This window comes from Sphingomonas sp. Leaf32, from assembly GCF_001421765.1.
In the GTDB taxonomy this organism is placed as follows: Bacteria; Pseudomonadota; Alphaproteobacteria; order Sphingomonadales; family Sphingomonadaceae; genus Sphingomonas.
On the sequence record NZ_LMLA01000001.1, the window covers coordinates 992,637 to 1,019,020 of the forward strand.

The 26,384-nt window shown below is 66.4% G+C and carries 23 protein-coding genes and 1 tRNA gene; 13 read left to right on the forward strand and 11 right to left on the reverse strand.

The annotated features are described in order from the left end of the window. The first annotated feature begins 12 nt into the window (after nt 1–12). Together ASE83_RS04715 and ASE83_RS18370 are read left to right on the forward strand one after the other, a co-directional pair. Nucleotides 13–2,190, forward strand: coding sequence for a xanthine dehydrogenase family protein molybdopterin-binding subunit (locus tag ASE83_RS04715; RefSeq protein ID WP_055784237.1), 2,178 nt, complete (start codon nt 13–15; stop codon nt 2,188–2,190). Nucleotides 2,191–2,216: 26 nt separating this feature from the next. Further along, the gene (locus ASE83_RS18370) at nt 2,217–2,384 is read left to right on the forward strand and encodes a hypothetical protein (protein ID WP_156352639.1); all 168 of its coding nucleotides are present in this window, start codon (nt 2,217–2,219) and stop codon (nt 2,382–2,384) included. Between the two features lie 34 nt (nt 2,385–2,418). Here ASE83_RS18370 and ASE83_RS04720 read toward each other — a convergent pair whose 3' ends face one another. The 3 genes from ASE83_RS04720 to cysS form a co-directional block, all read right to left on the reverse strand. Then, complete coding sequence (locus ASE83_RS04720) at nt 2,419–3,792, reverse strand: class II 3-deoxy-7-phosphoheptulonate synthase (protein ID WP_055784547.1); 1,374 nt, start codon at nt 3,790–3,792, stop codon at nt 2,419–2,421. A gap of 98 nt (nt 3,793–3,890) precedes the next feature. After that, a complete protein-coding gene (locus ASE83_RS04725) occupies nt 3,891–4,331 on the reverse strand; it encodes a TM2 domain-containing protein (protein WP_055784240.1) in 441 nt (146 codons plus the stop codon). A gap of 191 nt (nt 4,332–4,522) precedes the next feature. Beyond that, nucleotides 4,523–5,962, reverse strand: a complete 1,440-nt coding sequence (cysS, locus tag ASE83_RS04730; RefSeq protein WP_055784241.1) for a cysteine--tRNA ligase — start codon at nt 5,960–5,962, stop codon at nt 4,523–4,525. Nucleotides 5,963–6,215: 253 nt separating this feature from the next. Between cysS and ASE83_RS18765 the strand changes: the two genes are divergently transcribed. Both ASE83_RS18765 and ASE83_RS04735 read left to right on the forward strand, forming a co-directional pair. After that, a complete protein-coding gene (locus tag ASE83_RS18765) occupies nt 6,216–6,371 on the forward strand; it encodes a hypothetical protein (RefSeq protein WP_200921811.1) in 156 nt (51 codons plus the stop codon). A 126-nt stretch (nt 6,372–6,497) separates the two neighbouring features. Further along, complete coding sequence (locus ASE83_RS04735) at nt 6,498–8,093, forward strand: isocitrate lyase (protein WP_055784243.1); 1,596 nt, start codon at nt 6,498–6,500, stop codon at nt 8,091–8,093. 86 nt (nt 8,094–8,179) lie between these two features. On the opposite strand, the gene ASE83_RS04740 is transcribed toward ASE83_RS04735, so the two are convergent. Beyond that, nucleotides 8,180–8,253 (reverse strand) — tRNA-Cys (locus ASE83_RS04740). A 169-nt stretch (nt 8,254–8,422) separates the two neighbouring features. Here ASE83_RS04740 and ASE83_RS04745 point away from each other — a divergent pair. The 4 genes from ASE83_RS04745 to ASE83_RS04760 are packed head-to-tail and all read left to right on the forward strand — an operon-like array spanning nt 8,423 to nt 13,939. Further along, nucleotides 8,423–9,094 (forward strand): protein-L-isoaspartate O-methyltransferase family protein, encoded by a 672-nt coding sequence (locus ASE83_RS04745; RefSeq protein WP_055784246.1) that lies wholly within the window; start codon nt 8,423–8,425, stop codon nt 9,092–9,094. A gap of 7 nt (nt 9,095–9,101) precedes the next feature. Continuing rightward, nucleotides 9,102–10,673, forward strand: a complete 1,572-nt coding sequence (locus ASE83_RS04750; protein WP_055784550.1) for a TolC family outer membrane protein — start codon at nt 9,102–9,104, stop codon at nt 10,671–10,673. 32 nt (nt 10,674–10,705) lie between these two features. Beyond that, on the forward strand, nt 10,706–11,233 hold the full coding sequence (locus tag ASE83_RS04755) for a DUF2497 domain-containing protein (protein WP_082443072.1): 528 nt from the start codon (nt 10,706–10,708) through the stop codon (nt 11,231–11,233). Nucleotides 11,234–11,293: 60 nt separating this feature from the next. Further along, nucleotides 11,294–13,939: a valine--tRNA ligase gene (locus ASE83_RS04760; protein ID WP_055784248.1), complete on the forward strand. Its 2,646-nt coding sequence runs from the start codon at nt 11,294–11,296 to the stop codon at nt 13,937–13,939. Between the two features lie 232 nt (nt 13,940–14,171). Here the strand turns inward: ASE83_RS04760 and leuA are convergent, their stop codons facing one another. Beyond that, nucleotides 14,172–15,848: a 2-isopropylmalate synthase gene (gene leuA, locus ASE83_RS04765; RefSeq protein ID WP_055784250.1), complete on the reverse strand. Its 1,677-nt coding sequence runs from the start codon at nt 15,846–15,848 to the stop codon at nt 14,172–14,174. A 151-nt stretch (nt 15,849–15,999) separates the two neighbouring features. Here leuA and ASE83_RS04770 point away from each other — a divergent pair, with 151 nt between their 5' ends. Beyond that, nucleotides 16,000–16,494 carry a BLUF domain-containing protein gene (locus ASE83_RS04770; protein ID WP_235512981.1) on the forward strand — a complete coding sequence of 165 codons (495 nt, stop codon included), beginning with the start codon at nt 16,000–16,002 and terminating at the stop codon, nt 16,492–16,494. A 17-nt stretch (nt 16,495–16,511) separates the two neighbouring features. Here ASE83_RS04770 and ASE83_RS04775 read toward each other — a convergent pair whose 3' ends face one another. The 5 genes from ASE83_RS04775 to miaA all read right to left on the reverse strand — a co-directional run bounded on the left by ASE83_RS04775 (nt 16,512) and on the right by miaA (nt 21,966). Beyond that, nucleotides 16,512–17,117, reverse strand: coding sequence for a YceI family protein (locus ASE83_RS04775; protein ID WP_055784252.1), 606 nt, complete (start codon nt 17,115–17,117; stop codon nt 16,512–16,514). Between the two features lie 352 nt (nt 17,118–17,469). Then, the gene (gene ilvC / locus ASE83_RS04780) at nt 17,470–18,489 is read right to left on the reverse strand and encodes a ketol-acid reductoisomerase (RefSeq protein WP_055784254.1); all 1,020 of its coding nucleotides are present in this window, start codon (nt 18,487–18,489) and stop codon (nt 17,470–17,472) included. A gap of 56 nt (nt 18,490–18,545) precedes the next feature. Next, nucleotides 18,546–19,061 carry an acetolactate synthase small subunit gene (ilvN, locus tag ASE83_RS04785; protein WP_055784255.1) on the reverse strand — a complete coding sequence of 172 codons (516 nt, stop codon included), beginning with the start codon at nt 19,059–19,061 and terminating at the stop codon, nt 18,546–18,548. Between the two features lie 141 nt (nt 19,062–19,202). Continuing rightward, on the reverse strand, nt 19,203–20,948 hold the full coding sequence (locus ASE83_RS04790) for an acetolactate synthase 3 large subunit (RefSeq protein ID WP_055784258.1): 1,746 nt from the start codon (nt 20,946–20,948) through the stop codon (nt 19,203–19,205). Between the two features lie 85 nt (nt 20,949–21,033). Then, nucleotides 21,034–21,966 (reverse strand): tRNA (adenosine(37)-N6)-dimethylallyltransferase MiaA, encoded by a 933-nt coding sequence (gene miaA, locus ASE83_RS04795; protein ID WP_156352641.1) that lies wholly within the window; start codon nt 21,964–21,966, stop codon nt 21,034–21,036. Here miaA and serB point away from each other — a divergent pair. Beyond that, on the forward strand, nt 21,965–22,846 hold the full coding sequence (gene serB, locus ASE83_RS04800) for a phosphoserine phosphatase SerB (RefSeq protein ID WP_055784261.1): 882 nt from the start codon (nt 21,965–21,967) through the stop codon (nt 22,844–22,846). The two genes, miaA and serB, sit on opposite strands and share 2 nt — an antisense overlap. A 4-nt stretch (nt 22,847–22,850) precedes the next feature. Here serB and ASE83_RS04805 read toward each other — a convergent pair whose 3' ends face one another. Further along, complete coding sequence (locus ASE83_RS04805; RefSeq protein WP_055784263.1) at nt 22,851–23,780, reverse strand: SPOR domain-containing protein; 930 nt, start codon at nt 23,778–23,780, stop codon at nt 22,851–22,853. Between the two features lie 154 nt (nt 23,781–23,934). Between ASE83_RS04805 and ASE83_RS04810 the strand changes: the two genes are divergently transcribed. Genes ASE83_RS04810 through ASE83_RS04820 form a run of 3 tightly spaced genes read left to right on the forward strand, consistent with a single transcriptional unit; the run spans nt 23,935 to nt 26,346 of the window. Beyond that, complete coding sequence (locus tag ASE83_RS04810; RefSeq protein WP_055784265.1) at nt 23,935–24,642, forward strand: ParA family protein; 708 nt, start codon at nt 23,935–23,937, stop codon at nt 24,640–24,642. 4 nt (nt 24,643–24,646) lie between these two features. Further along, entirely contained in the window at nt 24,647–25,042 is a 396-nt protein-coding gene (locus tag ASE83_RS04815; protein WP_055784266.1) for a hypothetical protein, read from the forward strand. Next, nucleotides 25,039–26,346 (forward strand): SPOR domain-containing protein, encoded by a 1,308-nt coding sequence (locus ASE83_RS04820; RefSeq protein ID WP_055784267.1) that lies wholly within the window; start codon nt 25,039–25,041, stop codon nt 26,344–26,346. The genes ASE83_RS04815 and ASE83_RS04820 overlap by 4 nt, the downstream gene beginning before the upstream one ends. The last annotated feature ends 38 nt before the right edge of the window (nt 26,347–26,384 follow it).

A 26,384-nucleotide genomic window follows, 5' to 3' on the forward strand; every position in this document is an offset into this window, starting at 1 on the left:
GGAAGTAGTCCGATGAAGTTCACCGAAGCCGCCGGAGCCAACCCGACCGATGCGCTGCGCGTGCTGGGCCATCCGACGGACCGGATCGAGGGACCGTTGAAGGTCAGCGGACAGGCGACCTACGCCGCCGAGTTCGCCGTGCCGGGGCAGGTCCATGGCGTCGTCGTCGGCACGACCATCGCCACCGGGCGGATCGTGGCGATCGACGTGGCGGACGCGTTGGCCGCGCCGGGGGTGCTGGCGGTGGTGACGCATGAGAATGCTGGGCCGCTGGGCATCGGCGACGATCACAAGGTGCCGATGCTCGCCGGGCCGCAGGTCGATCAATTGGGGCAGGCGGCGGCGCTGGTCGTCGCGGAGACCTTCGAGACGGCTCGTGCAGCCGCGCGTCTGATCCGGATCGCCTATGACGCAGGGGAAGGGGCGTTCGATCTGGCGAAGGCGGCCGAACACGGGACGGAAAAGCCGTTCCGATCGAACGGACATGGCGATTTCGACCGCGCCTTTGCCGCCGCGCCGGTGCGGATCGACGCGACCTACACGACCCCCGACCATGCCCATGCGATGATGGAGCCTTACGCGTCGATCGCCGCGTGGGAAGGCGACGCGCTGACGCTGTGGACCGCGAACCAGATGGTCGACTGGGCCGCGCGCGACATGGCGAAGATCTTGAACATGCCAAAGGACAAGGTGCGCATCGTCGCGCACCATGTCGGTGGCGGGTTCGGTGGGAAGCTGTGGGTCCGGGCCGATGCGGTGCTGGCAGCCGTCGCCGCGCGGCAGGTCGGGCGGCCGGTGAAAGTCGTTTTGAGCCGCGCCCAGATCTTCAACAATACGACCCATCGGTCGGCGACGATCCAGCGGCTGCGGCTGGGTGCGACGAGCGACGGGCGGTTGCAGGCGATCGCGCATGAAAGCTGGTCCGGCGACCTGCCCGGCGGCAGTCCCGAGGGGGCAGGCGCGCAGACCCGCCAACTCTATGCCGCATCCAACCGGCGGGTGGTCGAATGGCTGGCCGAGCTGAACCTGCCTGAATCCAGCGCCATGCGTGCGCCGGGGGAAGCGGTCGGTATGATGGCGATCGAAGCGGCGATGGACGAACTGGCGGAGAAGCTGGAGATCGATCCGGTCGAACTCCGCGTGCTGAACGATACGCAGGTCGATCCGGAAAAGCCGGAACGGCGCTTTTCGCATCGCGACCTTATCGGGTGCCTGCGCGAGGGCGCCGAACGCTTCGGCTGGAGAGACCGCGCCTCGATGCCCGGCCAGCGGCGCGAAGGGCGCTGGCGTATCGGAATGGGGATGGCGGCGGCGTATCGCGGCAACATGGTGCTGAAGTCGGCCGCGCGGGTCGGGATCGCCGGTGATGGCCGGGTGACGGTGACGACCGACATGACCGATATCGGCACCGGCAGCTACACGATCTTGGCGCAGACGGCGGCCGAGATGCTGGGCGTCGAACTGGGACGGGTGGCGGTGCGGCTGGGCGAGTCGGGCTTCCCCGTGTCCGCCGGATCGGGAGGGCAGTTCGGCGCGAACAGCTCGACCGCAGGCGTCTATGCCGCCTGTGTCGGCCTGCGCGACAAGGTGGCGCAGGCCGTCGGGTTCGATCCGGCGACCGCACGCTTTGCCGACGGCCGGATATGGTCGGGCAACAAGTCGGTTGCCCTGGGCGAGGCGGCGGGCGCGGACGGGATCGAGGTCGAGGACCGGATCGAGTTCGGCGATCTGACCAAGAAGTTCGTACAGGCGACGTTCGGCGCGCATTTCGTCGAGGTCGGTGTCGACGCCGATACCGCCGAGGTTCGCGTCCGGCGGATGCTGGGCGTCTTTGCCGCCGGGCGGATCCTGAACCCGAAGGCCGCCCGCAGCCAGATATTGGGCGCGATGACGATGGGCGTCGGCGCGGCGCTGACCGAGGAACTGGTGGTCGATCCACGCCTGGGCGGGTTCATCAACCACGACCTGGCCGAATATCACGTGCCGACCCATGCCGACATTCCGCACCAGGAGGTCGTCTTCCTCGACGAGGAAGACCCCTATTCGTCACCGATGAAGGCGAAGGGCGTCGGCGAATTGGGCATTTGCGGCGTCGGCGCGGCAATCGCCAACGCGTTATATAATGCTTGTGGGGTGCGGGTGCGGGAGTATCCGATCACGCTCGACAAGATATTGGCCGGTTTGATCTAGGGCCGATCGACATTCGGCTACTCCCGGTGTCGATCCTGATCGACGCCGCCAGCCTTTTCGTCACCCCGGAACAAGTACGGGGTGACGAAACAGTATCTGAATGTCGATCGGCCCTGATGGCCTCGACCGTCATCCCGGCGCAGGCCGGGATTCACGTACAGGCGACCTGGCGGCTTTTGCCGATCGTCCCGTAACCATGGATCCCGGCCTGCGCCGGGATGACGGTGGTCAGGCTGCGATCCTGCGGCGCTCCGCCATCTCGGTGTTCAGCATCTCGGCCAGCAGGAACGCCAGTTCCAGGCTCTGCCCGGCGTTCAGGCGCGGGTCGCAATGGGTGTGATAGCGGTCGGCTAGCGCCTGTTCGGTGACCGCGATCGCGCCGCCGGTGCATTCGGTGACGTTCTGGCCGGTCATTTCGGCATGGATGCCGCCGGCATGGCTGCCCTCGGCACGATGGACCGCGAAGAAGCCGCGCACTTCGGCCAGGATGCGGTCGAACGGCCGGGTCTTGTAGCCGGTCGTCGCCTTCACCGTGTTGCCGTGCATCGGATCGCACGACCACACCACCGGATGCCCCTCACGCTGAACCGCGCGGATCAGCTTGGGCAGGCCAGCCTCGATCTTGTCATGACCATAGCGGGTGATGAGCGTCATCCGACCCGCGACGCGGTTCGGGTTGAGTGTGTCGAGCATCCGCAGCAGCGCGTCGGGTTCCAGCGTCGGCCCGCATTTGATGCCGATCGGGTTGCCGATGCCGCGCAGGAACTCGACATGCGCCGACCCATCGAAGCGGGTGCGGTCGCCGATCCACAGGAAATGGGCCGAGGTGTCGTACCAGTCACCGGTCAGTGAATCCTGCCGGGTCAGCGCCTGCTCGTAGGGGAGCAGCAACGCTTCGTGGCTGGTGTAGAAGCTGGTCGCCTTCAACTGCGGCACGCTGTCGGCGTCGATGCCGCAGGCCGCCATGAAGTCGAGCGCCTCGCCGATCCGGTCGGCGACGTCGGCATATTTCTTCGCCCACGGGCTGCGGCCCATGAAGTCGTGGGTCCAGCGATGCACCTGATGCAGGTTCGCATAGCCACCGGTCGCGAACGCGCGCAGCAGGTTGAGCGTCGCCGCCGCCTGCGAATAGGCGCGGATCATCCGCTGCGGATCGGGCACGCGACCCTCGGCGGTGAAGGCGATGTCGTTGATGTTGTCGCCGCGATAGCTGGGCAGCTCGACGCCATCGATCGTCTCGGTATCGGCCGAGCGGGGCTTGGCGAACTGACCGGCCATGCGCCCGAGCTTCACTGTCGGCAGCTTCGACGCGAAGGTCAGCACGACCGCCATCTGGAGGATGACGCGGAAGGTGTCGCGGATATAGTTGGGATGGAACTCGGCAAAGCTCTCGGCGCAATCGCCACCCTGCAACAGGAACGCCTTGCCCTCCGCGACCTGTGCCAGTTCGGCGGTCAGGTTGCGCGCTTCGCCGGCAAAGACGAGCGGCGGATAGCTGGCCAGCTGCGCGGTGGTTGCGTCGAGCGCCTGCGCGTCGGGATAGGTCGGGAGCTGGCGCGCTTCGGCTTTCTTCCAGCTGTCGGGGGCCCAGATTGCGGCCATGTCAGGTTCCATCCAAGTCGGTTAGGGCAATTCCCATGCGCGAAACGGACCGTTCACGCAATGAAGGAAAGGTTCATCGCCCCGATCGACCGCTTCGATCAGCCATAGCGGTGCTGGAACTCCTCATTGTCCATGACGAGGTAGCGGATGAAATCGATCAGCGACCAGATGCTGGTGACGAAGATGCCGACCAGCGTGCAGGTGAGCGCAAGCATGGCGATACCCGAGCCGACCTTGCCCAGATAGAAGCGATGCACGCCGAAAATGCCGAGGAAGAAGGCGAGGAGGGCGGCGGCAACCTTGTCCTTGCGCGGGCGGCGGCGGGCGGGATCGGCGGCGGGACGCGGCGCGACGGTGCCGGGGACGTGATAGATGCGCAGCGCCCGGCCGTTCGACACTTCGAAATCGACCTGCGCGCCGACTGCCGGGCCGACCCGATCGGACCAGTCATCGGGTTCGAACCAGTAACGCTGTCCATCGTCGCCGGCGATCCGCCCCTCGCGTCCGTTCCGATCGACGCCCAGCACCTGTCCTCGCATATCGTCCCCCGATGATTCGCGGGCAGGGTATGAAGGCGAACCGGGGGCGGGAGCAAGGGGTTAGGGCGCCGGAAGATCGTCGTCCCAGCGCAGGCTGGGGCCTCCGGCGGCGAGGCGTGACGCTCCTTTACCGAGAGATTCCGGCCGGCGCCGGGATGACGATCCTGGCGACGGTGGTTTAAGCGGATCGATTACGACAGCGTCGGGCGCCAGTCCCAGCCGAGCGGATCGCCGTCCATCACCTCGACGCCCGCCGTGGTCAGTTCGTCGCGGATCGCGTCGCTGGCGGCGAAATCCTTGGCAGCGCGCGCTTCCTTGCGATCGGCCAGCCGTGCGTCGACCGTCACCGCATCGATCGTCGCATCCGCCGGGCGGACGCGCAGGTCGGCACGCTCGACGGTAGCGAGCCGCAAGCCCAGCACCGCGTCGAAATCCGCCAGCGCGGCGAGCCGGTCGGCCGGCGTCAGCTTCTTGTCGGCCAACAGTTCGTCAAGCACGGGCAGCGCGCGCGGCGTGTTCAGATCGTCTGACACGGCAGCGTCCAGGCGTTCACGATAGGCGGCGGCCTTCGTCGCGTCGCCTTCACCGCTGGCACGTGCGCGCAACCCCGCGACGGTCATCACCAGCCGCTTCAGCCGGGTCAGCGCCGCCAGCAGATTGTCGGCCGAAAACTCCAGTTCGGACCGGTACTGCGCCGACAGGCACATCAGGCGATAGGCGAGGGGGTGCACGCCACCGTCGATCAGCGTCTGGAGCGTGGTGAATTCGCCCTTCGACTTTGACATCTTACCCGACCGTTCGACCAGGAAGTTGTTGTGCATCCAGAAGGCGGCACCGCTGTCGGCGCAGTCGCAATATGCCTGATTCTGGGCGATTTCGTTCGGGTGGTGGATTTCGCGATGGTCGATGCCGCCGGTATGGATGTCGAACGGCGCGCCGAGATACTTGATGCTCATCACCGAGCATTCGAGGTGCCAGCCGGGCGCGCCTTTGCCCCATGGAGAATCCCATTCCATCTGCCGGCTCTCGCCCGCCGGGGTCTTGCGCCAGATCGCGAAGTCCTGCGGATGGCGCTTGCCCGCCACCGGATCGATGCGGCCTTCGCCGGCATCGTCCTGTCCACCCGCCAGCGCGCCGTAGTGGGGCACGGTGCTGCTGTCGAAATAGAGGCCGCTGTCGATCTCGTAGCAATGCTGCGGGGCGATGCGTGCGGCGAAGGCGATCATTTCGGCAATGTGGTCGGTCGCGACCGACCAGCGGGTCGGATCGTCGATGTTCAGGTCGCGCAGATTGCCCTTGAACGCCTGCGTATAATGCGCGGCGATGTCCCAGATCGACTGGGCGCGTGCCTTGGCCGCAGCCTCCATCTTGTCGTCACCGGCATCGGCATCGGACGTCAGGTGGCCGACATCGGTGATGTTGATGACATGGGTGAGCGGATAGCCCTTCCACCGCAGCACCCGGCTGAGCGTGTCGGTGAACACATAGGCGCGCAGATTGCCGATATGGGCGTAGTTATAGACCGTCGGCCCGCACGAATAGACGCGGACGCCCTTTGCCGGATCGAGCGGTTCGAAACGCTGCGTGCTGCGCGTCAGCGAATTGTGGAGCGTCAGGGGAAGGCCGTGCATGGCGGGGCATGTAGCGCGATGTGGTCCATCTGCAAATCCGGGGCGTCGGTCGCGGCTGCGACGACCGGTCGCCTGGCCAGAGGAAGCGGCCAGTTATTTGTCAGTTCATGACAATACGACAACCAATCATCGGCTGCGGGCCGACGCCACGACACTGCACAGGGCAGTTGAGACGTTTACCTGGCCCGTTCTGTCATGTTCATACCACTGCATCGGTGGCGGATAGTTCGCCACTCGCGAAGGGGTGTGAAGCATGACCAATGAGCCGCCACGCAGCCGCGCCGTTTTTTCCACCGAAGATTTCGGTCTGCTGAAGGAAGCCGTCGGCGCCTATGTCCGGCAGATCGCCGAGCAGCCGCGCTCGTCGAAATTCTCGAACCTGTACCACCGCCTCGGCCGCCTCGGCTAAAGGCTCGCGCGGGAACGAGCCGCGCATCTTCCACCAGCATTAGCGGCACATCGCCGGCGCGGTTCCCCATCGTGCCGGCGGTCGCCTCCGGCCGTCCGCTCGACGCCGACACCCAAAGGACCGACCATGGCATACCAAGAACAGGCGGCCCGTGCCGCGTCCCTGATCCAGCAGCATCGTGGCACCTGGGATGGCATCGATGCGGACGCGGTGGCGCGGATGCGGCTGCAGAACCGCTTCCTGACCGGCATCGACATTGCGCGCCATACCGCCTCCGTGATGCGCCGCGACATGGCGGCCTATGACGCCGACCCCGCAGCCTACACTCAGTCGCTGGGGTGCTGGCACGGGTTCATCGGGCAGCAGAAGATCATCTCGATCAAGAAGCATTTCGGTACGACCAAAGGACGGTATCTGTACCTGTCCGGCTGGATGGTCGCCGCCCTGCGCAGCGAGTTCGGGCCGCTGCCCGACCAGTCGATGCACGAGAAGACGAGCGTGCCTGCGCTGATCTCCGAACTCTACACGTTCCTGAAGCAAGCCGATGCCCGCGAACTGGGAATGCTTTTCCGCGATCTGGACGCGGCGCGGGCGGGCGGCAACGCGCTGGAGGCGCAGCGGCTGAGCAACGCGATCGATACGTTCGAAACCCATGTGGTGCCGATCATCGCCGACATCGATGCCGGGTTCGGCAATGCCGAAGCGACCTATCTGCTGGCGAAGAAGATGATCGAGGCCGGTGCCTGCGCGCTCCAGATCGAGAATCAGGTCAGCGACGAAAAGCAGTGCGGCCATCAGGACGGCAAGGTCACCGTGCCGCACGAGGACTTCCTCGCGAAGGTGCGCGCCTGCCGCTACGCCTTCCTCGAACTGGGGGTCGATGACGGGATCATCGTCACGCGCACCGACTCGCTGGGCGCGGGGCTGACCAAGCAGATCGCTTATTCGACGGCCAGGGGCGATCTGGGCGACCAGTATAACGCCTTCCTCGATTGCGAAGCGGTGGAGGACATTGCGGCGCTGCGCGGCGATGTTGTGATCGAACGCGACGGGCGGCTGATGCGGCCCAGGCGGCTGGCGTCGAACCTGTTCCGGTTTCGCGAAGGCACCGGTGCCGACCGCTGCGTGCTGGACTGCATCACCTCGTTGCAGAACGGTGCCGACCTGCTGTGGATCGAGACGGAAAAGCCGCACATCGAACAGATCGCATCGATGGTCGATCGTATCCGTGCTGTCGTCCCCAATGCCAAGCTGGTCTATAACAATTCACCCAGCTTCAACTGGACGCTGAACTTTCGGCAGCAGGTGTTCGATCGCTGGGTCGAGGACGGGCGCGACGTGTCGGCCTATGACCGCGCGAAGCTGATGAGCGCCGAGTATGATGCGTCGGAACTGGGCAGGGAAGCGGACGACCGCATCCGGACGTTCCAGCGCGACGCCAGCGCGCGGGCGGGCATCTTCCACCACCTCATCACCCTGCCGACCTACCACACCGCCGCGCTCAGCACCGACAATCTGGCGCGCGAATATTTCGGTGATGCGGGGATGCTTGGCTATGTGAAGGGCGTCCAGCGGCAGGAGATCCGGCAGGGCATCGCCTGTGTGAAGCATCAGAATATGAGCGGGTCGGACATTGGCGACGACCATAAGGAATATTTCGCAGGCGAAGCGGCGCTGAAGGCCGGCGGCGCGCACAATACGATGAACCAGTTCGCCGCCTGACCCGGCAGTGGTCCATCTGACGCGGGGCTGCGGCGATGCCGTGGCCCCGTTCTGCTTTCCGGCGATGTCGCGAAAATCTCTACCGTTGGAGGCGCGACCGGGAATCGAACCCGGGTGCAAGGATTTGCAGTCCTCTGCGTCACCACTCCGCCATCGCGCCTCGCTACGGTGAGAGGCGGCCATTTGCGAGGCGCGCGCGTCGGTGTCAACTGTGGTCGCGTAAATTATACGTGTCGGCATCCTTGGCGGCGGGCATCCGTCGCGATAGACAGCGGCTGGCGCGCGATGTGTGTTGCGCGGCTAAAACAGTTGTGCGACAGGATTGCACCATGACCGATTCGATCCCGACCCGTCCCGATCTCAATGCGATGCGCCATGCGATGGTCGTCAGCCAGTTGCGCACCAGCGCCGTCAGCGACCCGGCCGTCGTCGCTGCGATGGGCAGAGTGCCGCGTGAAGCCTTCGTGCCGCCGGCACAGGCCGAAATTGCCTATCGCGATGCGCCGCTGCCGCTGCCCGGTGGTCGTGCGATCAACCCGCCGCTGATTACCGGTCGCCTGCTTACCGCTGCCGAATTGCAGTCGACCGACCGCGTGCTGCTGGTAGGAGCCGCGATGGGCTATGGCGCGGCGGTCCTGTCGCGACTGGTCGATTCGGTCGTTGCTCTGGAGGAAGATGCCACGCTGGCGACTGCCGCGCGCGATGCGCTGGCTGACGAGCCGGTCGAACTGGTCGAAGGACCGCTGAACGCCGGCTGGGCGCAGGGCGCGCCCTATGACGTGATCGTGATCGATGGCGCGGTCGAATCGGTGCCCGACGCGATCGTCGAGCAACTGGCCCCCGGCGGGCGGCTGACCACCGGCATCGTCGATCGCGGCGTTACCCGGCTGGCGCTGGGGCGCCGGACCGAGGGCGGGTTCGGACTGGTCGAGTTCGCCGATCTCGGCTGCATCGAGCTGCCGGGCTTCGCCAAGCCCAAGACATTCCAGTTCGCAAGGTAAGAAGATGATGCGGGGGGGGAAGTTCATCGGGAGTGTGGCGGCGCTGGCGCTGCTGGCCGGACCGGCCGGTGCCGAGACGCTGCGCGAGGCACTGGCGCGAGCCTATGCCACCAATCCGCAGCTGACCGGCGCGCGCGCGAACCAGCGCGCGACCGATGAGGGCGTGCCGCTGGCGCGGTCGCAGGGCCTGCCGCAGGTGACGACGCAAAGCTCGGTGATCGAGAACGTCCTGAACCCGTCGAGCCGTGGTTTCACCCAGGCACCGCGCCAGGGCAGCGTGCAGGTGAGCGTGTCGCAGTCGCTGTACGCCGGCGGTGCGGTGCGCAACAATGTCCGCGCCGCCGATGCGCGGGTCGATGCCGGCCGCGCCAATCTGCGCAGCTCCGAGGCGAATGTCTTCACGCTGGTCGTCGCCGCCTATAACGACGTCATCCGCGACGAAGCGATCGTGCGGCTGAACCAGCAGAATGTCCGTGTGCTCGAAGTGAACCTTCAGGCTTCGAAGGACCGGTTCCAGGTCGGCGACCTGACCCGCACCGACGTCGCCCAATCGGAAGCGCGGCTGGCCTCGGCGCAGGCACAACTGCGCAACGCGGAGGCTTCGCTGATCCGCAGCCGCGAAAATTATGTAGCGACGACCGGCGCGCCGGCCGCGACGCTCGATACGCCGCCGGTGCTGCCGAACCTGCCGCTCGATCCCAACGCAGCGGTGGGCGTGGCGGTGGCCAACAATCCGTCGCTGATCGCCGCACGGCGTACCAGCGACGCGGCCGGTTTCGACGTCGGTGTCGCCCGCGCCAGCCGCCTGCCGACGATCAGCGCGGTCGGCAGCGGTGGTTATACCAGCTTCCTCGGATCGGCGCAGTCGGTCAACGGCACCGTGTTGCAGCAGGATGGCGGGCAGGCGCAGGTCGGTCTGCAGATGAGCCTGCCGCTGTGGCAGAGCGGTCGCCCGAGCGCCCAGATCCGCCGTGCACAGGCGCTGGAAGGGGCCGCGATCGAGCAGGTGACGCAGGTCGAACGCTCGGTCGTGTCCGATGCGCGTTCCGCCTTCGCCGCATGGCAGTCGGCGCTGCGCGTGATCCAGTCGTCGGAAGTGCAGGTCGCGGCCAACCGTCTGTCGCTGGAGGGCGTCCGCGCCGAAAACAGCGTCGGCACCCGCACGATCCTCGACATCCTGAACGCCGAACAGGAACTGCTCAATTCGCAGGTGCAGTTGGTGTCGGCCCGTCGCGACGCCTATGTCGCGGGCTTCGCGCTGCTGGCGGCGATGGGCAAGGCCGAGGCGCGCGATCTTGGGCTGGACGGCGGTGCGCTGTACGATCCGACGGTCAATTACAGCCGCGTGCGCAACAACATCTGGGACTGGAGCGGCGATCCCGCACCGGTCCCGATCGCGCCCAGCACGGTGAACAGCCCGGCGCAGACCCCGGTCGTCACCCGCGAACTCGATCCGTCGCTGCAACGCAGCCCCAATCCCTACACCCCGACACAGGGCATCGACGCTCCCAATCGGCAGGGCGGCGCCCCGCGCGCCACGCAGGGCGTTGACACGCCGCGCGCCAACCCCGACAGCTAAGCGTTCGAGAGGCGATAAAGATGAGGGTTGCGATGGGGGATATCAGCAACGAAACGTCGATGGAGGACATACTGTCCTCGATCAAGCGGATCATCGCCGAAGAGGGCGAGGGATCGGCCCAGGCGTTGCGCGGACGCAAATCGATTCGTACGGCGCAGGTTCGCGACCTCGACGATCGCGACGAGGTGCTGGAACTGAACCAGAGCGTCGCGGCGCCGCCCCCGCCGCCGCGGGTCGAGGCGCCGCGCGCTGATCCGCCGCGTGCCGAGCGGGTGCGCGCGCCCGAACCGCAGCCCGAACCGGAACCGGTTGCCGCCGCGCCTGCTCCCAAGGTCGATCCGTCGATCGTGTCGGACCGTGCCGCCGAGGCCAGCCGGGGCGCGCTCGACCAATTGTCGCGGATGCTGGTGAAGCCGGAAACGCCGGGTGCCGATTCGCTCGAAGGGCTGGTGCGCGAACTGCTCCGCCCAATGCTGCGCGAATGGCTCGATGCGCAGCTGCCCGGGATCGTCGAATCGATGGTCGCGCGCGAGATCGCGCGGATCAGCGGGCGCGAGTAACGCCGCTCTCTTGCCCCCACTCTCTTGCAACGCCGCCGCATCCGCGCCATGCGGCGGTGTATGAGCGAACTGCCCAAGACTTTCGACCCCGCCGCCATCGAAGCGCGCTGGTATGCCCATTGGGAACAGGACGGCCTGTTCCGGCCGGAGCGGCCGAACGCGACGCCGTGGACCATCGTCAACCCGCCGCCCAATGTGACGGGCAGCCTGCACATCGGCCACGCGCTCGACAATACGTTGCAGGACATCCTCGTCCGCCATGCCCGGTTGCAGGGCAAGGACGCGCGCTGGGTCGTCGGCACCGATCATGCCGGCATCGCGACGCAGATGGTCGTCGAACGGCAGATGGCGCAGCACCAGCAGAAGCGCACCGACTTCACTCGCGACGACTTCGTCGCCAAGGTCTGGGAATGGAAGGCCGAAAGCGGCGGGCAGATCACCGGCCAGCTCCGGCGGCTGGGCTGTTCGATGGACTGGGCCAACGAACGCTTCACGATGGACGAGGGCTTTTCGGCTGCCGTGCTGAAGGTGTTCGTGCAACTCTATCGTGAAAAGCTGCTCTACCGCGACAAGCGACTGGTGAACTGGGACCCGGGCCTCGGCACCGCGATCAGCGACCTTGAGGTCGAGACGCGGGAAATCAATGGCAGCTTCTGGCACCTGCGTTATCCGCTGGCCGATGGCAGCGGCTTCATCCAGGTCGCGACGACGCGGCCGGAAACGATGCTGGCCGACATGGCGGTGGCGGTGAACGGTGCGGACGAGCGCTACACCGCGCTGATCGGCAAGCAGGTTCGCCTGCCGATCACCGGTCGCCTGATCCCGATCGTCGCCGACGACCATGCCGATCCCGAACTGGGGTCGGGTGCAGTCAAGATCACGCCGGGCCACGACTTCAACGACTTCGAGGTCGGCAAGCGCGCCGGGTTCAAGGCGTCGGACATGCTCAACATGCTCGATGCGCAGGCGCGGGTGTGCCAGACGGCGGATGGGCTGATCCCCGACGCTTACCTCGGCCTGGATCGGTTCGAGGCGCGCAAGGCGGTGGTCGCCGCGCTGGAGGCGGAGGATCTGCTGGAGCGCGTCGAGGCACGCACGATCCAGACGCCCTATGGCGACCGTTCGGGCGTGGTGATCGAACCGTGGTTGACTGACCAATGGTATGTCGACGCCGCGACGCTCGCCCGACCGGCGATCGATGCGGTACGCTCAGGCACGGTAAAGATTGTGCCGAAGTCGTGGGAAAAGACGTACTTCAACTGGATGGAAAACATCCAGCCATGGTGCGTGTCGCGCCAGCTGTGGTGGGGGCATCGCATCCCGGCTTGGTTTGCGGACGATGGCCGTGTCTTCGTTGCCGAAACCTACGAAGAGGCACAGGCCGAGGCGGGCGAGGACGTTGCGTTGAAGCAGGACGAAGACGTCCTCGACACGTGGTTCTCCTCGGCGCTCTGGCCGTTCGCGACGCTCGGCTGGCCGGACGATACCGACCCGACGCTCGGCGGGCGCTACAGCAACGACGTCCTGATTTCGGGCTTCGACATCCTGTTCTTCTGGGACGCGCGGATGCTGATGCAGGGCATCCACTTCATGAAGGAGGTGCCGTTCAAGACGCTGTACCTCCACGGCCTCGTCCGCGCCGCCGATGGTGCGAAGATGTCGAAGTCGAAGGGCAATACCGTCGATCCGCTGGGGCTGATCGACCGCTACGGCGCCGATGCGCTGCGCTTCTTCATGGCGGCGATGGAGAGCCAGGGTCGCGACATCAAGATGGATGAGAAGCGGGTCGAGGGCTATCGCAACTTCGCGACCAAACTGTGGAACGCGACCCGCTTCGCGCAGGCCAACGGCATCGAGGCGTCGACCACGCTGGAGCCGCCCAAGGCCGAACTGGCTGTCAACCGCTGGATCATCGCCGAGACGATCGAGACGGTGCAGGCACTCGATCTGGCGCTGGCCGATCTGCGCTTCGACGGCGCGGCGAACACCATATACCAGTTTACGTGGAGCCGGTTCTGCGACTGGTATCTCGAACTCATCAAGCCGGTGCTGCAGGGCGGGGCCGAGGGCGGTGACGAAACGCGCGCGGTCGCGGGCTGGGTGCTCGACCAGATTCTGGTGATGCTCCACCCGTTCATGCCGTTCATCACCGAGGAACTGTGGCACGCGTTTGGGCAGCGAGAGAGCGACCTGATCGTCGCGCGCTGGCCGATGGCGGATGCGCGGGCGATCGACCCGGCGGCGCGGACGGAGATCGACTGGCTGATCCGTCTGGTCAGCGAAACCCGCGCGGCGCGCACCGAATTGAACGTGCCGCCGGGCGCGCGACTGCCGCTGCATGTTCGTGACGCGTCGGTGGAAACGGGCGAGCGCCTCGCGCGGCAGGAAGCGGTGCTGGCGCGCTTGGCACGGGTCGACCGGGTAGCGGGCGATGCACCGGCGGGTGGCGCGTTGCAGATCGTCGTGGACGAAGCGACGTTCGTCCTGCCGCTGGGCGAGGTCATCGACCTCGACGCCGAACGCAGCCGCCTGACCAAGGCGATCGCGGCGGCGGAGAAAGAACGCGATGCGCTGGCCGGGCGGCTGGGCAATGCGAGCTTCGTCGAGCGTGCCAAGCCCGAGGCGGTCGAAAAGGCGCGAGCGGATCATGCCGACAAGATGGCGGAAGCCGCACGGCTACACGCGGCACTGGGACGGTTGGGCTAAAGGCCGGCAGCTTAACGCACCGTCATTCCGGCTTGTGTCGGGATGACGGTCGCTCGGCGATGCATTTCGGTCGGTTTTTAGATCGTCTTCGTCGCGAACAGGGCAGTTCGGTCGCCAAGCTGCGGCATTTCAGTGCCGGCTGGAATCTCCTCGCGATGGCGCAGGACAAGAGCCGCAGTCCGCAGGGGCGACGAGCAGACTGCGCAAACATTGCGCCGTCTGCTCCGCTTCTTCAGCCCCGCGTGGTCGCGTTGGCGGCGCTGAGCGCAGCCCGCACCGTTGCCGTGGCGACGTCACCGTCGATCCCCACCCCGAAAACCCGTCGGCCATCGGGCAGGCTGCATTCGAGATAGGCAGCGGCCTGCGCATCGGCGCCGTGGCCGATCGCGTGCTCACTATAATCGACCACGTCCATGTCGATGCCGCCTTCTTCGCGCAGTGCCGCGAGCAGGCCCGAGAGCAAGCCGTTACCCTTGCCCGAGATCGAACGTTCCTCGCCGTCCAGCCGGACGCGGCCGACGAAGGTGCGCGGCGGGCCGCCGCCGGGCGCATGCGTCTCGGCATAGTCGATCAACGCGTACCGGTCCTTGCCCTGCGGCAGATACGCATCGTGGAACGCCGACCAAATGTCGGCGGCGTTCAGTTCGCGACCCAGCCGGTCGGCCATCGCCTGCACATGGCGGCTGAGATCGGCCTGCAACCGCTTGGGCAGCTTCAGGCCCTTGTCCTGTTCCAGCACCCAGGCGACGCCACCCTTGCCCGACTGCGAATTGACGCGGATGACCGCTTCGTAGCTGCGGCCAAGATCGGCGGGATCGATCGGGAGGTAGGGGACTTCCCACAGCCCGTCATTGCGTACTGCCTGCGCCGCCATGCCCTTCTTGATCGCGTCCTGGTGGCTGCCCGAAAAGGCGGTGAACACCAGATCGCCGGCATAGGGCGTGCGCGGATGGACCGGCAGTTGCGTGCAGTAATTGACCGTGTTCACGACCTCGTCGATGTCTGACAGGTCAAGCTCCGGGTCTACGCCTTGCGTGTAGAGGTTCAGCGCGACGGTCACGAGATCGCAGTTGCCGGTCCGCTCGCCATTGCCAAGCAGGCAGCCTTCGACCCGATCGGCCCCGGCCATCAGGCCCAGTTCGGCGGCGGCGACCCCGGTGCCCCGGTCGTTATGCGTGTGCAGCGAGATGACGACGCTATCGCGGTTCGGCACGTTGCGGCAGAACCATTCGATCTGGTCGGCATAGACGTTGGGCGTCGCCGCCTCGACCGTGGCCGGCAGGTTTAGGATCAGCGGCTTGTCCGGCGTGGGTTGCAGCACGTCCATGACCGCCGCGCAAACATCGACCGAGAAATCCAGTTCGGCGGTCGAGAAGGTTTCCGGGCTGTATTCGAAGCGCCAGTCGGTGTTCGGCCGCTTGGCGGCTTCGTCGCGCAGCACCTTCGCGCCGTTCACTGCGATCTCGCGGACTTCCGAGCGTTCCATCCCGAACACGATCCGGCGCCATGCCGGGCTGACCGCGTTGTAGAGGTGCACGATCGCCTGTTTCGCGCCATCGAGGCTTTCGAAACTGCGTTCGATCAGGTCGCGGCGCGACTGGGTCAGCACCTGAACCCAGACATCGTCGGGAATACGGTCCTGTTGGACGAGACCCGAGATGAAGTCGAACTCGGTCGCGCCGGCCGATGGAAAGCCGACCTCGATTTCCTTCAGCCCGACTTTCAGCAACAGGTCGAAGAACCGGTTCTTCTTTTCCGCGCCCATCGGGTCGATCAGCGCCTGGTTCCCGTCCCGCAAATCGGTCGACAGCCAGCGGGGGGCCGTAGTGATCGTGCGTGACGGCCACTGCCGATCTTGCAAGTCGACGGTCGGGAAGGGGCGGTATTTAGTCGAAGGATGGCGCAACATGTCGTCTCTAGCCTGTTCTGGGCGCGGTTGGTGCGCCGGTATCTGCCGAAAGGTTCGATACTCCCTCAGGGAAGGCGCACGCGCGTGCGATCCTGCCCTAAGGGCGGCTAAGTCGCAGGATGCGGAGGTTCGCACGGTCCATGGCGCGTCTGTGGGGAAAAGTGGCGCAAAAGTCCATAGTCCCGACCGGCGATACGGTTCGGTAATGCATTACGCCTTATCGCCAGATACTTATGATGTCGTCGATGAGGGCGTGATGTTGCAGTTGATCTATGTGAGTACGTCCCGACCCGGCGCAGTCATCGATCTGGACGATATTCTCGACCGGTCGCGGCGCAACAATCGACGCGATGCGATCACAGGGCTGTTGCATCACCGGGGCCGGCGGTTCCTGCAGGCGTTGGAAGGGCCGGCCGATCGGGTCGAGGTGACCTATGCGCGGATCGCAGCGGATCCACGCCATTTTGCGATCGTCATTCTGTCCCGACGCGACGTTGTTGATCGGGAGTTCGGCGACTGGTCGATGGCGGTCGACGATGGCAGCGACCCGGCCGGCATGGTGGCGCGGGTCGCTGCGCTCGTCCAACATGCCGCCCCGGCGGTGCGCGGCACGTTCGAAGGATTTGCGGCGATACGCGCGGCCTGAACCGCGCGCAGGCCGGATCAAGCGGCGACGAAGGCCGCGTTGATCGTCAGGTCGACCTTGTCCGACACGACCGGCGCGGCCATGCCGAGACCGAAGTCGCTGCGCTTGATCGAGCCCGTCGCGGTGAAGCCGACATTCTTCTTCTTGTTCATCGGGTTTTCACCAGCGCCCATGAAACGGACGGTGAGCTGCACCGGCTTGGTCTGTCCCTTGATCGTCAGGTTGCCGGCCAGCATCCAGTGATCGCCCATCGGCTGTATCCGGGTCGACACGAACTTCGCGGTCGGATGGTTCGCCACGTCGAAGAAGTCCTTCGACTGGAGATGCTGCGCGAATTGCGGGCTGGTGACGGTCAGCGACTTGGCGATGTCGAAGTCGATCGCGACCTTGGTCGCGGCCGGGTTCTTCGGATCGAAGGTAGCGGTGCCGCCGGTCGCGCCGAACAGGCCGTCGAGCATGGTGAAGCCCATATGATTTACCTGCCACGCCACCTGGGTGTGGGCGGTGTCGACCGTGTAGTTGCCGGCGGTGACGCGCGCCTTGTCGGCCGTGCCCGGCATCTGGGCAACGGTCGGGGCAGCGACCGCGAACAGCGCGGCGGCGAGGATCAGGGGGGTGCGCATGGGAAAAGCTCTCCGGTTGGGGCGAAGTCGGGATGCCGCCGTTGTCGGAGGTGCCGCGCTTCGGGTCAAATGCCGGATGCGAAACGATCGGTTTCGGTTTCGGTGCCGTGGTGTTGGCTAAGGGTACGCTTGCTGCCGTCATCCCGGCGAAGGCCGGGATCCATTGTGTCGGGTGGTATCGATGGAATCGCGTCGGTGCCGTGTCCGTGGATCCCGGCCTTTGCCGGGATGACGGGGTAGGTGCGGCCCGCCCGCCCGTCGGTCGCGACAAAGCCGCGCCCCGAAGGGCGGGCTTTGTCGCGCCGGCCGGTCCAAAAGCTGTCGAGTGCAGCGGCTTGGCCACTGCGCTCCGTCAGTTTTTGGACTGATCCACAAGCTTGTTCGCGCCGATCCAAGGCATCATCGCGCGGAGTTCCGCACCGGTCTTCTCGATCGGATGCGCCGCCGCCTGCTTGCGCGCCGCCTTCAGTTCGGGCTGGCCTGCACGGTTGTCGAGCACGAAGTTCTTCACGAAGCGGCCCGACTGAATGTCGGCCAGCACGCGCTTCATTTCCTTCTTCGTCTCTTCGGTGATGATGCGCGGGCCGGTCACGATGTCGCCATATTCGGCAGTGTTCGAGATCGAATAGCGCATGTTGGCGATACCGCCCTCATACAGCAGGTCGACGATCAGCTTGGTTTCGTGGAGGCACTCGAAATAGGCCATTTCGGGGGCATAGCCGGCCTCGACCAGCGTTTCGAACCCGGCCTGGATCAGGTGGGTCACGCCGCCGCACAGCACGGCCTGCTCGCCGAACAGGTCGGTTTCGCATTCCTCGCGGAAGTTGGTTTCGATGATGCCCGACCGGCCGCCGCCAACGCCGCTGGCATAGGCGAGCGCGATGTCGTGCGCATTGCCCGATGCGTCCTGATGGATCGCGACGAGGCACGGCACGCCGCCGCCCTTCACATATTCGCTGCGGACGGTGTGACCCGGGCCCTTGGGCGCGATCATGATGACATCGACATCGGCGCGCGGCTCGATCAGGCCGAAATGGACGTTCAGGCCGTGTGCGAACGCCAGCGCCGAACCGGCACGCAGGTTCGCATGGATGTCGTCGGCATAGATCGCGGCCTGATGCTCGTCAGGCGCGAGGATCATGAGGATGTCGGCCCATGCGGCGGCTTCGGCATTAGGCATGACCTTGAAACCCGCGCCCTCGGCCTTGGCGGCGCTGGCCGAACCGGGGCGCAGCGCGATGGCGACGTTCTTGACGCCCGAATCGCGCAGGTTCTGCGCATGGGCATGGCCCTGCGACCCATAGCCGAGGATCGCGATCTTCTTGTCGCTGATAAGGTTCAGATCGGCGTCGCGATCATAATAGACACGCATGTGGATTCCCTTTCGAAAATTGGCGCGGCCGACAGCGGCGGCACGCGATGGATGGTTCAGGCGGCCTCTCGTCCGCGGGCGATGGCGGCGATGCCGGTGCGAGCAACCTCGACCAGGCCCACTTCGGCCATCAATTCGGTGAACTTGTCGATCTTTTCGATCGATCCCGTCACTTCGAACACGAAACTCGATACGGTCGCGTCGACCACGCGCGCGCGATAGACTTCGGCGAGGCGCAACGCCTCGATCCGCTGCTCGCCGGTGCCGGCGACCTTCACCAGCGCCAGCTCGCGTTCGACATGCGCGCCCTGCACGGTCAGGTCGACGACCTTGTGCACCGGCACCAGCCGGTCGAGCTGGGCGATGATCTGCTCCATGACCGACGGCGACGCGCTGGTGACGATGGTGATCCGGCTGACCGCCTTGTCTACCGTGATCTCCGACACGGTCAGGCTTTCGATATTATAGCCGCGTCCCGAGAACAGCCCGGCGATGCGCGCCAGGATGCCGGGTTCGTTGTCGACGAGGACGGCGAGCGTGTGCCGTTCGGTCTGTTCGGTCTTGATGTGCATTCTGAAAATTCCTCCCCGGCACGGGGAGGGGGACTAGCCGCAGGCTGGTGGAGGGGACCTCCACCGGCGATACGTATGAGGCTATCCCCCTCCACCACTCTTCGAGCCGTCCCCCTCCCCGTTTCGGGGAGGATAGTTCGGTTACACCAGCGCCTTCGCCTCGTCGTCCATCTCGCCCGAGACTTCGTTGGCCTGCAGGATCATGTCGGTATGCGCCGCGCCGCTCGGGATCATCGGGAAGCAGTTGGCGAGCTTTGCCACCATGCAGTCGACGATCACCGGGCCGTCATGGTCGAGCATCGCCTGAATCCCGGCATCCAGTTCGTCCGGATGTTCGATGCGGATACCCTTCCAGCCATAGGCTTCGCCCAGCTTCACGAAGTCGGGCAGCGAGTCCGAATAGCTGTTCGAGTAGCGTGAGCTATAGGTCAGCTCCTGCCACTGGCGGACCATGCCCATATATTCATTGTTCAGGATGAAGATTTTGACCGGCAGGCGATACTGGGTCGCGGTCGCCAGTTCCTGAATATTCATCTGGATCGACGCTTCGCCGGCGATGTCGATGCACAGCGCGCCCGGATTGCCGAGCTGCGCGCCGATCGCGGCGGGCAGGCCATAGCCCATCGTGCCAAGGCCACCGCTGGTCAGCCACTTGTTCGGCGCTTCGAACCCGAAATGCTGCGCGGCCCACATCTGATGCTGACCGACCTCGGTCGAGATGATCGGCGCGCGATGCTTGGTCGCCTCGTACAGAGCACGGATCGCACGTTGCGGCATGATCTCGGTTCCGCTTTCCGGGAAATCGAGGCAGCGCTTGGCCCGCCAGCCGTCGATCCTCACCCACCACGCCGACAGGTCGGGCTTGGGGTGCTGGCGCGATTTCCAGACGCGGATCATGTCTTCCATCGCGTGGCCGGCATCGGCGATGATGCCGAGGTCGACGCGCACGATCTTGTTCACGCTCGACCGGTCGATATCGATATGAACCTTGCGGCTGCGCGGGGAGAAGGCGTCGAGCCGCCCCGTCACGCGATCGTCGAAGCGCGCGCCGATGGCGACGACCAGATCGGCCTCGTTCATCGCCAGATTCGCTTCGTAGGTGCCGTGCATCCCCAGCATCCCCAGCCATTGCGGGCTGGAAGCGGGCAGGGTGCCAAGGCCCATCAGCGTCGAAGTCACGGGCGCGCCGGTGATCCGCGCCAGTTCGCGCAACAGTTGCGACGCGGCCGGACCCGAATTGATGATGCCGCCGCCGGTGTAGAGCACCGGACGTTCTGCCGCCGCCAGCATGTCGACGACCTGCTCGATCTGGGCGCGGTCGGCCTTCACCTTGGGGCGATAGGTCTTGTGCTGGATCGGGCCGGGCTTGGTGTAGCGCGCGGTCGCGACCTGCACGTCCTTCGGAATGTCGACCACGACCGGGCCGGGGCGGCCGGCGGTGGCGATATGAAACGCCTCATGAATGACATGACCGAGCTTGGCCGGGTCCTTCACCAGATAATTGTGCTTGCAGCAATGACGCGTGATGCCGACCGTGTCGGCCTCCTGAAACGCGTCGGTGCCGATCAGCGCGGTCGGAACCTGTCCGGTGATGACGACCATCGGAATCGAGTCGAGCAGCGCGTCGGTGATACCGGTTATGGCGTTGGTCGCGCCCGGACCGGACGTCACCAGCACGACGCCCGACTTGCCGGTCGAACGCGCATAGCCTTCGGCCGCATGGGTTGCCGCCTGTTCGTGGCGGACGAGAATGTGCTTGATCCGGCTATGTTCGAACAGCGCATCGTAGATCGGCAGGACCGCGCCGCCGGGATAGCCGAACACGACTTCCACGCCGAGGTCGACGAGGGCCTCGACCAAAATGGCGGCTCCGCTCTTCTCTGGCATGGGTCTTCACTCCTTCAATATTTCGCAGGCGCGATAGCACCGTTGGAGCGGCGTCGCTAGTCGCATGAAACATGCGTGTCAACCATCAATTGCGTAATAAAGTTTCCAATTGATCGGATAATGCGCATTTATCAGTTTCGCTGGTGCGAAGCCAATCGGCCGGTGGCTGGTTGCGGAACCAAGTATACTGCCGTTTTGCATATTGCCGCGTCGCAAAACGGGCATTGGCGAGGGCTTCGTCACGGGTGAGCAGACCTTGCTGCCACCGCGCGATCTCCGAAACGCCGATGGCGCGGCGAACCGGCGCGTCCGGCGCGACGTCGCCCCGGTCGAGCAGCGCGCGGACCTCCTCGATCGCCCCGCCGTCGAACATCTGCGCCAATCGGCGGTCGCAGCGTTCGGTCAGCCATGCCCGGTCGGGCAGCAGGAGCATGGCGGATAGCGCGATACGGTTACCAATGCCGCCGGTACGGTCGCGCTGCCAGTCAGTCAGGGTACGGCCGGTCGCGGTCACGACCTCCAATGCGCGCGTGATCCGGGTCGTGTCGGTAGGACGCAGCCGGGCGGCAGCGTCCGGATCTAGTGCTGCCAATTCGGCGACTGCCTGTTCCAGCGGAAGGGCGCGGACGCCGGCACGGACGTCCGGATCGATTTCGGGGACCGGTGCGATCCCGTCGATCAGCGTGCGCAGGTACAGGCCGGTTCCGCCGACCAGCACCGGGAGCTTTCCCGCGGCATGGGCGGCGTCGATCTCCGCGCTCGCCTGCTGCGCCCACAGCGCGGCGGAATATTGCTCTGCCCCGTCGACGTGGCCGAACAGCCGGTGGGGTGCCCCCGCTTCATCCTCGGCCGAGGGTCGGGCCGACAGCACACGCAGGTCGCGATAGACCTGTGCGCTATCGGCATTGATGACCACGCCGTCGTGACGCCGTGCGATCTCGATCGCCAGCGCGGACTTGCCGCTGGCGGTCGGGCCTGCGATGAGCGCGACCCTTGGACGGTCAGGAGAATTCGCCATGTTCATCGCCACGCTGATAGCAGCCGAATCGATTACCGCAGGCGAAATTTCCGCCGCTGCCGACCGGCTCGACACTGCCGGGTGCCAGGTCGAGGGCTGGACATGGATCGATGAAGGCCGGGCGGCCGACATCCGCTTCGCCAGCGACGTCGCGGCGGCGCGACCGGCATTGGAAGGCGTCTTCGATCGCATCGATATTGCGGTGCAGCCGGGGGCGAACCGGGAAAAGGCGCTGCTGGTAGCCGACATGGACTCGACGATGATTACCGTCGAATGCATCGACGAACTGGCCGACTATGCCGGGATCAAGCCGCAGATCGCCGAGGTGACCGAACGAGCGATGCGCGGCGAACTCGACTTCGCCTCGGCACTCGACGCGCGGGTGGCGCTGCTTGAGGGGCTGGAGGAAGCGGCGATCCAGCGTTGCCTCGACGAACGCGTCAAGCTGATGCCCGGTGCCAAAACGCTGATCCGGACGATGCGGGCGCGGGGCGCGACGACGATCCTGGTGTCGGGCGGCTTTACCCGCTTCGCGGAGCCGGTCGGCCACGAACTGGGCTTCCACCGCATGATCGCCAACCGGCTGCTGATCGAGGATGGCAAGCTGACCGGCAAGGTGCGCAAGCCGATCGTCGATGCGACGACGAAGGAAGTCACCTTGCTCGCAGCCATCGATGAACTCCGCATCGATCCGGCGGCGACGCTGGCGGTCGGCGACGGGGCCAACGACCTGCCGATGATCCGCCGCGCCGGGCTGGGCGTCGCTTATCACGCCAAGCCGATCGTTGCCGCCGAAGCCGGTGTACGGATCGACCACAACGACCTGACCGCGCTGCTCTATATTCAGGGGATCGCGCCCGCCGAATGGACGGCGGGCTGATCGGTCAGCGCTTCATCGGCACGCAGGGGGTCGGGCGGATTGCGGCGCAGGCGCGGGTTGCCTCCTGGCTGCTGGCGAACGGGCCGACCAGCAGTCGGGTATTGGCTCCGGCCTGCTCGTAATAGGGCTGGCGGCCGGCGAACTTGCCCGCGACGCTGCTCCACAACCGGCGGGCGTTGCCGCCATCCTTGAACGCGCCGAGTTGTACCCGCCAGCCGCCGTCGCGGACCGGCGTGGGCTTTGTGGCGGGGGACGGTGCGGCCTTGGCGACCGGCGTCGGGCGCGGTGCGGGGGTCGCTTTGGGCGTAGCGGTCGCAACCGGGGCGGGGCGGGGTGTCGCCACCTTGGGCGGGACGGCGGCCAGTACCGGCCGCCCGGCGTTCCGCTCAAGGTCGCGGGCCATCACCAGCGCCGCCTGCCGATCGGGTAGTGGGACGTAGCGATCCATCTCCGCCAGCGTCGACGATGCCTGCGGCAGTCCCGCCGACGATGCCCGCGTCATCAGCGCATAGGCCCGCCGCCAGTCCTTGGGCACCGAATCGCCGTTGAACAACATGGTGCCCAGCACGAACTGACTACGCGCTTCGCCCCGCAGCGACGACTTTTCCAGCCATTTGACCGCATCCGCACGCTTGCCGTTCTGGAACAGGATCAGGCCATAATTATCCTCGGCCTGGCGATGGCCCTGCTGCGCCGCGAGCGCATACCAGCGTTCGGCCTGCGCCATGTCCATCGGCACGCCGCGCCCGAGCTTGTACGCCTGGCCCAGGTTGAATTGCGCATCGGCATCGCCGGCGGCTCCGGGTTGCTGCCATTCGCGGACCGCGGTCGCCCAGTCGCCGCGTGCCCAGGCGTCGACCCCGGCCTTCACATCCGCCCCCGCCGCCGTCGACAACATCGCGCCCGCCAACGCCAGTCCAACCAAAACGCGCATCACGATCCCCTCTGCGTCCTCACGCCATTCCCTATCAGCGGTTCACCATCTTCGGAAAGCCTTTCGCGCCTCTGCCGTGGGAAGCGCGCCGTTAACCGGTTCTTATCCGGACCCGTGCCATCGGAGAGGGGAGATTACAGGAGATGGTGGCGCAATGCGCGTTCTGGCGGTGGCTTCGCAAAAGGGTGGTTCGGGCAAGACGACCTTGTCCGGACATCTGGCCGTGCAGGCCGAACGCGCGGGCGCCGGGCCGGTCGTGATGATCGACATCGATCCGCAGGGGTCGCTGTCCGAATGGTGGAACGCACGAGTCACCGATGAACCGGCGTTCGCGCAGACGATGGTCGCGCGCCTTGCCGCTGATCTCGAAACCCTGCGGGCACACGGGTTCAAGCTGGCGGTGATCGACACCCCGCCGGCGATCACCATGGCGATCCAGAGCGTCATCGCGGTCGCCGAGCTGATCGTCGTGCCGACCCGGCCCAGCCCGCACGACCTGCGTGCCGTCGGCGCCACCGTTGATCTGTGCGACCGGGCAGGCAAGCCGTTGGTGTTCGTCGTGAACGCCGCCACGCCCGGCGCGCGCATCACGACCGAGGCGACGATGGCCTTGTCTCAACACGGCACGGTTGCGCCGGTGACGGTGCATCACCGCGTCGACTTCGCATCGTCGATGGTCGATGGCCGGACGGTCATGGAAGTCGATCCGACCTCCCGGTCGAGTGCCGAGATCGAGGCGCTGTGGCTCTATCTGCAGGATCGCATGGAGAAGAATTTCCGCCGGACGGTCTTTGCGGTGCCGACCCTGCCGAGCACGATGCGCGTGACGGCAGGCGGGTTCGGGCGCCGGGGGCAGGGGTGACGGCATGACCACGCCGCGCCCCCCGGCACAGATCCATCCGGCCCTGCTGGCCCGCAAGGGCGAGGCACGCCCCGCCATGCGCCCGCACGGCACCGGACCCGACAGCGTCGACGGTGACGATCTCGGCTGGAACGATCTGGGCGATAGCAAGCCTGCCGTCCTGCGTGATCGTGCGAAGTTGCAGGCGGTGTCGGCCACGCCGTCGTCGGCCGGTGAATCGATCGTCCTCGATCTCGACCCGGACCGGATGCTGCGGCTGAAGCTGGCAGCGACGGTCCGCAACCTTACCCCGGAAGCCTTTGTGCGCGATGCGCTTGATCGCTCCCTCCCGTCGGCTTCCGACATCGCGGCGCTCGTTCAGCGCCTTGACCCCGATGGGGCAGCAAAGGGCACATCATGAAGACGCACCTGCTCATATCGATCGGCCTTGCGACCGCCATGCTGGGCGGTTCGCTGGTGCTGGTGGGCAGCGGCACCGTGGCGGTCGCCTCTGCCGAGGACGGCGCGGCACGCAAGTTCGCGACGAAGGCGCTCAAGGCCCTAGGGAAGCAGCGGGCGACGGAGGCAGTGATGCTGGCCGAACAGGCAGTCGCACTGTCGCCGCGCGATGCCGCCTATCGCACGCTGCTCGGCCGGGCCTATCTGGCCGCCGGTCGGTTCGCATCGGCGGCGCAGGCATTCACCGACGTCCTGGCGCTGAACCCGGCGGACGCGCGGGCCGCGCTCAACCTCGCGCTGGCGCAGACCGCCACGGGCGAATGGGTCGCGGCGCGTGAGACCCTGACCGCCCATGCCGCCCGCATTTCGCCGGCGGATCGCGGGCTGGCGCTGGCGCTGGCCGGTGATCCGGCGGGGGGCATTGCGCTGCTGAGCGAAGCCGCGCGCGATCCGGCGGCGACCGCGACGGTACGTCAGAACCTCGCGCTCGCGCTGGCGCTCGACGGGCGCTGGGTCGATGCGCGCACGGTCGCGTCGGTCGACATGGCCCCGGCGCAGGTCGATCAGCGATTGATGGAATGGGCGTCGTTCGCTCGCCCCGAACATGCCGCGCAGCAGGTCGCGGCGCTGCTGGGCGTAACGCCGTCCGCGGCGGATCGCGGCCAGCCGGTCCAGCTGGCACTGGTCGAGCCTGTTACCGGCGCGACGGTCGCACTGGCGCGGGCCGATCCGGTTCCGGAGGTCCCGGCCGCAGTCGTCGCCGTCGCGCCGGTCGGCAATACACCGGTCGTTCCCGCCGTGCCCGCGCCCGTCGAACTGGCGGCAGTCGCACGCCCGGCCATCACCTTCGCCCCGCGTCGCGAAATCGTGCAGGCGCTGCCCGGCAACTATCGTGAGCAGCAGGTGGTCCGCATGGCGGCCCGCGTCCGCCCGACCGCGCAGCCCGTGCGGATCGCCACCGTCACGACGGCGAAGGGCGATTATTATGTGCAGCTCGGCGCGTTCGACAATGCCGGCGTCGCGCGCAACGCATGGCGGCGTATGAGCCGCGCCGTGCCCCGTCTTGCCGCGTTGTCGCCGCAGGGAATGCAGGCCAGCGTTCGCGGGGCCAGCTTCTACCGTCTCTCGGTCGGAGGGCTCGCCCGTACCGACGCGACGTCGCTGTGTGGCAGTATTCGTGCGAAGGGCGACCGGTGCTTCGTGCGTACCCATGCCGGCGAGCAGCTCGCCAGCTGGGCCCGTCCCGACCGTCTCGCTTCGCGCTAACGCCTTACCCGGTCCTCTCCCAGGGGGTGGCGGCGCGT

Bases quoted from the DNA above. Each gene is read 5' to 3' on its own strand.
- ASE83_RS04815 (WP_055784266.1), top strand. From the start codon at position 24,647: ATGACCACGCCGCGCCCCCCGGCACAGATCCATCCGGCCCTGCTGGCC.
- ASE83_RS18765 (WP_200921811.1), top strand. From the start codon at position 6,216: ATGACCAATGAGCCGCCACGCAGCCGCGCCGTTTTTTCCACCGAAGAT.
- ASE83_RS04805 (WP_055784263.1), bottom strand. From the start codon at position 23,780: ATGCGCGTTTTGGTTGGACTGGCGTTGGCGGGCGCGATGTTGTCGACG.
- cysS (WP_055784241.1), bottom strand. From the start codon at position 5,962: ATGCACGGCCTTCCCCTGACGCTCCACAATTCGCTGACGCGCAGCACG.
- ASE83_RS04725 (WP_055784240.1), bottom strand. From the start codon at position 4,331: ATGCGAGGACAGGTGCTGGGCGTCGATCGGAACGGACGCGAGGGGCGG.
- ASE83_RS04775 (WP_055784252.1), bottom strand. From the start codon at position 17,117: ATGCGCACCCCCCTGATCCTCGCCGCCGCGCTGTTCGCGGTCGCTGCC.
- ASE83_RS04760 (WP_055784248.1), top strand. From the start codon at position 11,294: ATGAGCGAACTGCCCAAGACTTTCGACCCCGCCGCCATCGAAGCGCGC.
- ASE83_RS04715 (WP_055784237.1), top strand. From the start codon at position 13: ATGAAGTTCACCGAAGCCGCCGGAGCCAACCCGACCGATGCGCTGCGC.
- ASE83_RS04790 (WP_055784258.1), bottom strand. From the start codon at position 20,948: ATGCCAGAGAAGAGCGGAGCCGCCATTTTGGTCGAGGCCCTCGTCGAC.
- ASE83_RS04820 (WP_055784267.1), top strand. From the start codon at position 25,039: ATGAAGACGCACCTGCTCATATCGATCGGCCTTGCGACCGCCATGCTG.
- ASE83_RS04755 (WP_082443072.1), top strand. From the start codon at position 10,706: ATGGGGGATATCAGCAACGAAACGTCGATGGAGGACATACTGTCCTCG.
- ilvN (WP_055784255.1), bottom strand. From the start codon at position 19,061: ATGCACATCAAGACCGAACAGACCGAACGGCACACGCTCGCCGTCCTC.
- ASE83_RS04750 (WP_055784550.1), top strand. From the start codon at position 9,102: ATGCGGGGGGGGAAGTTCATCGGGAGTGTGGCGGCGCTGGCGCTGCTG.
- ilvC (WP_055784254.1), bottom strand. From the start codon at position 18,489: ATGCGTGTCTATTATGATCGCGACGCCGATCTGAACCTTATCAGCGAC.
- leuA (WP_055784250.1), bottom strand. From the start codon at position 15,848: ATGTTGCGCCATCCTTCGACTAAATACCGCCCCTTCCCGACCGTCGAC.
- ASE83_RS04810 (WP_055784265.1), top strand. From the start codon at position 23,935: ATGCGCGTTCTGGCGGTGGCTTCGCAAAAGGGTGGTTCGGGCAAGACG.
- ASE83_RS04720 (WP_055784547.1), bottom strand. From the start codon at position 3,792: ATGGCCGCAATCTGGGCCCCCGACAGCTGGAAGAAAGCCGAAGCGCGC.
- serB (WP_055784261.1), top strand. From the start codon at position 21,965: ATGTTCATCGCCACGCTGATAGCAGCCGAATCGATTACCGCAGGCGAA.
- ASE83_RS04735 (WP_055784243.1), top strand. From the start codon at position 6,498: ATGGCATACCAAGAACAGGCGGCCCGTGCCGCGTCCCTGATCCAGCAG.
- ASE83_RS04745 (WP_055784246.1), top strand. From the start codon at position 8,423: ATGACCGATTCGATCCCGACCCGTCCCGATCTCAATGCGATGCGCCAT.
- miaA (WP_156352641.1), bottom strand. From the start codon at position 21,966: ATGGCGAATTCTCCTGACCGTCCAAGGGTCGCGCTCATCGCAGGCCCG.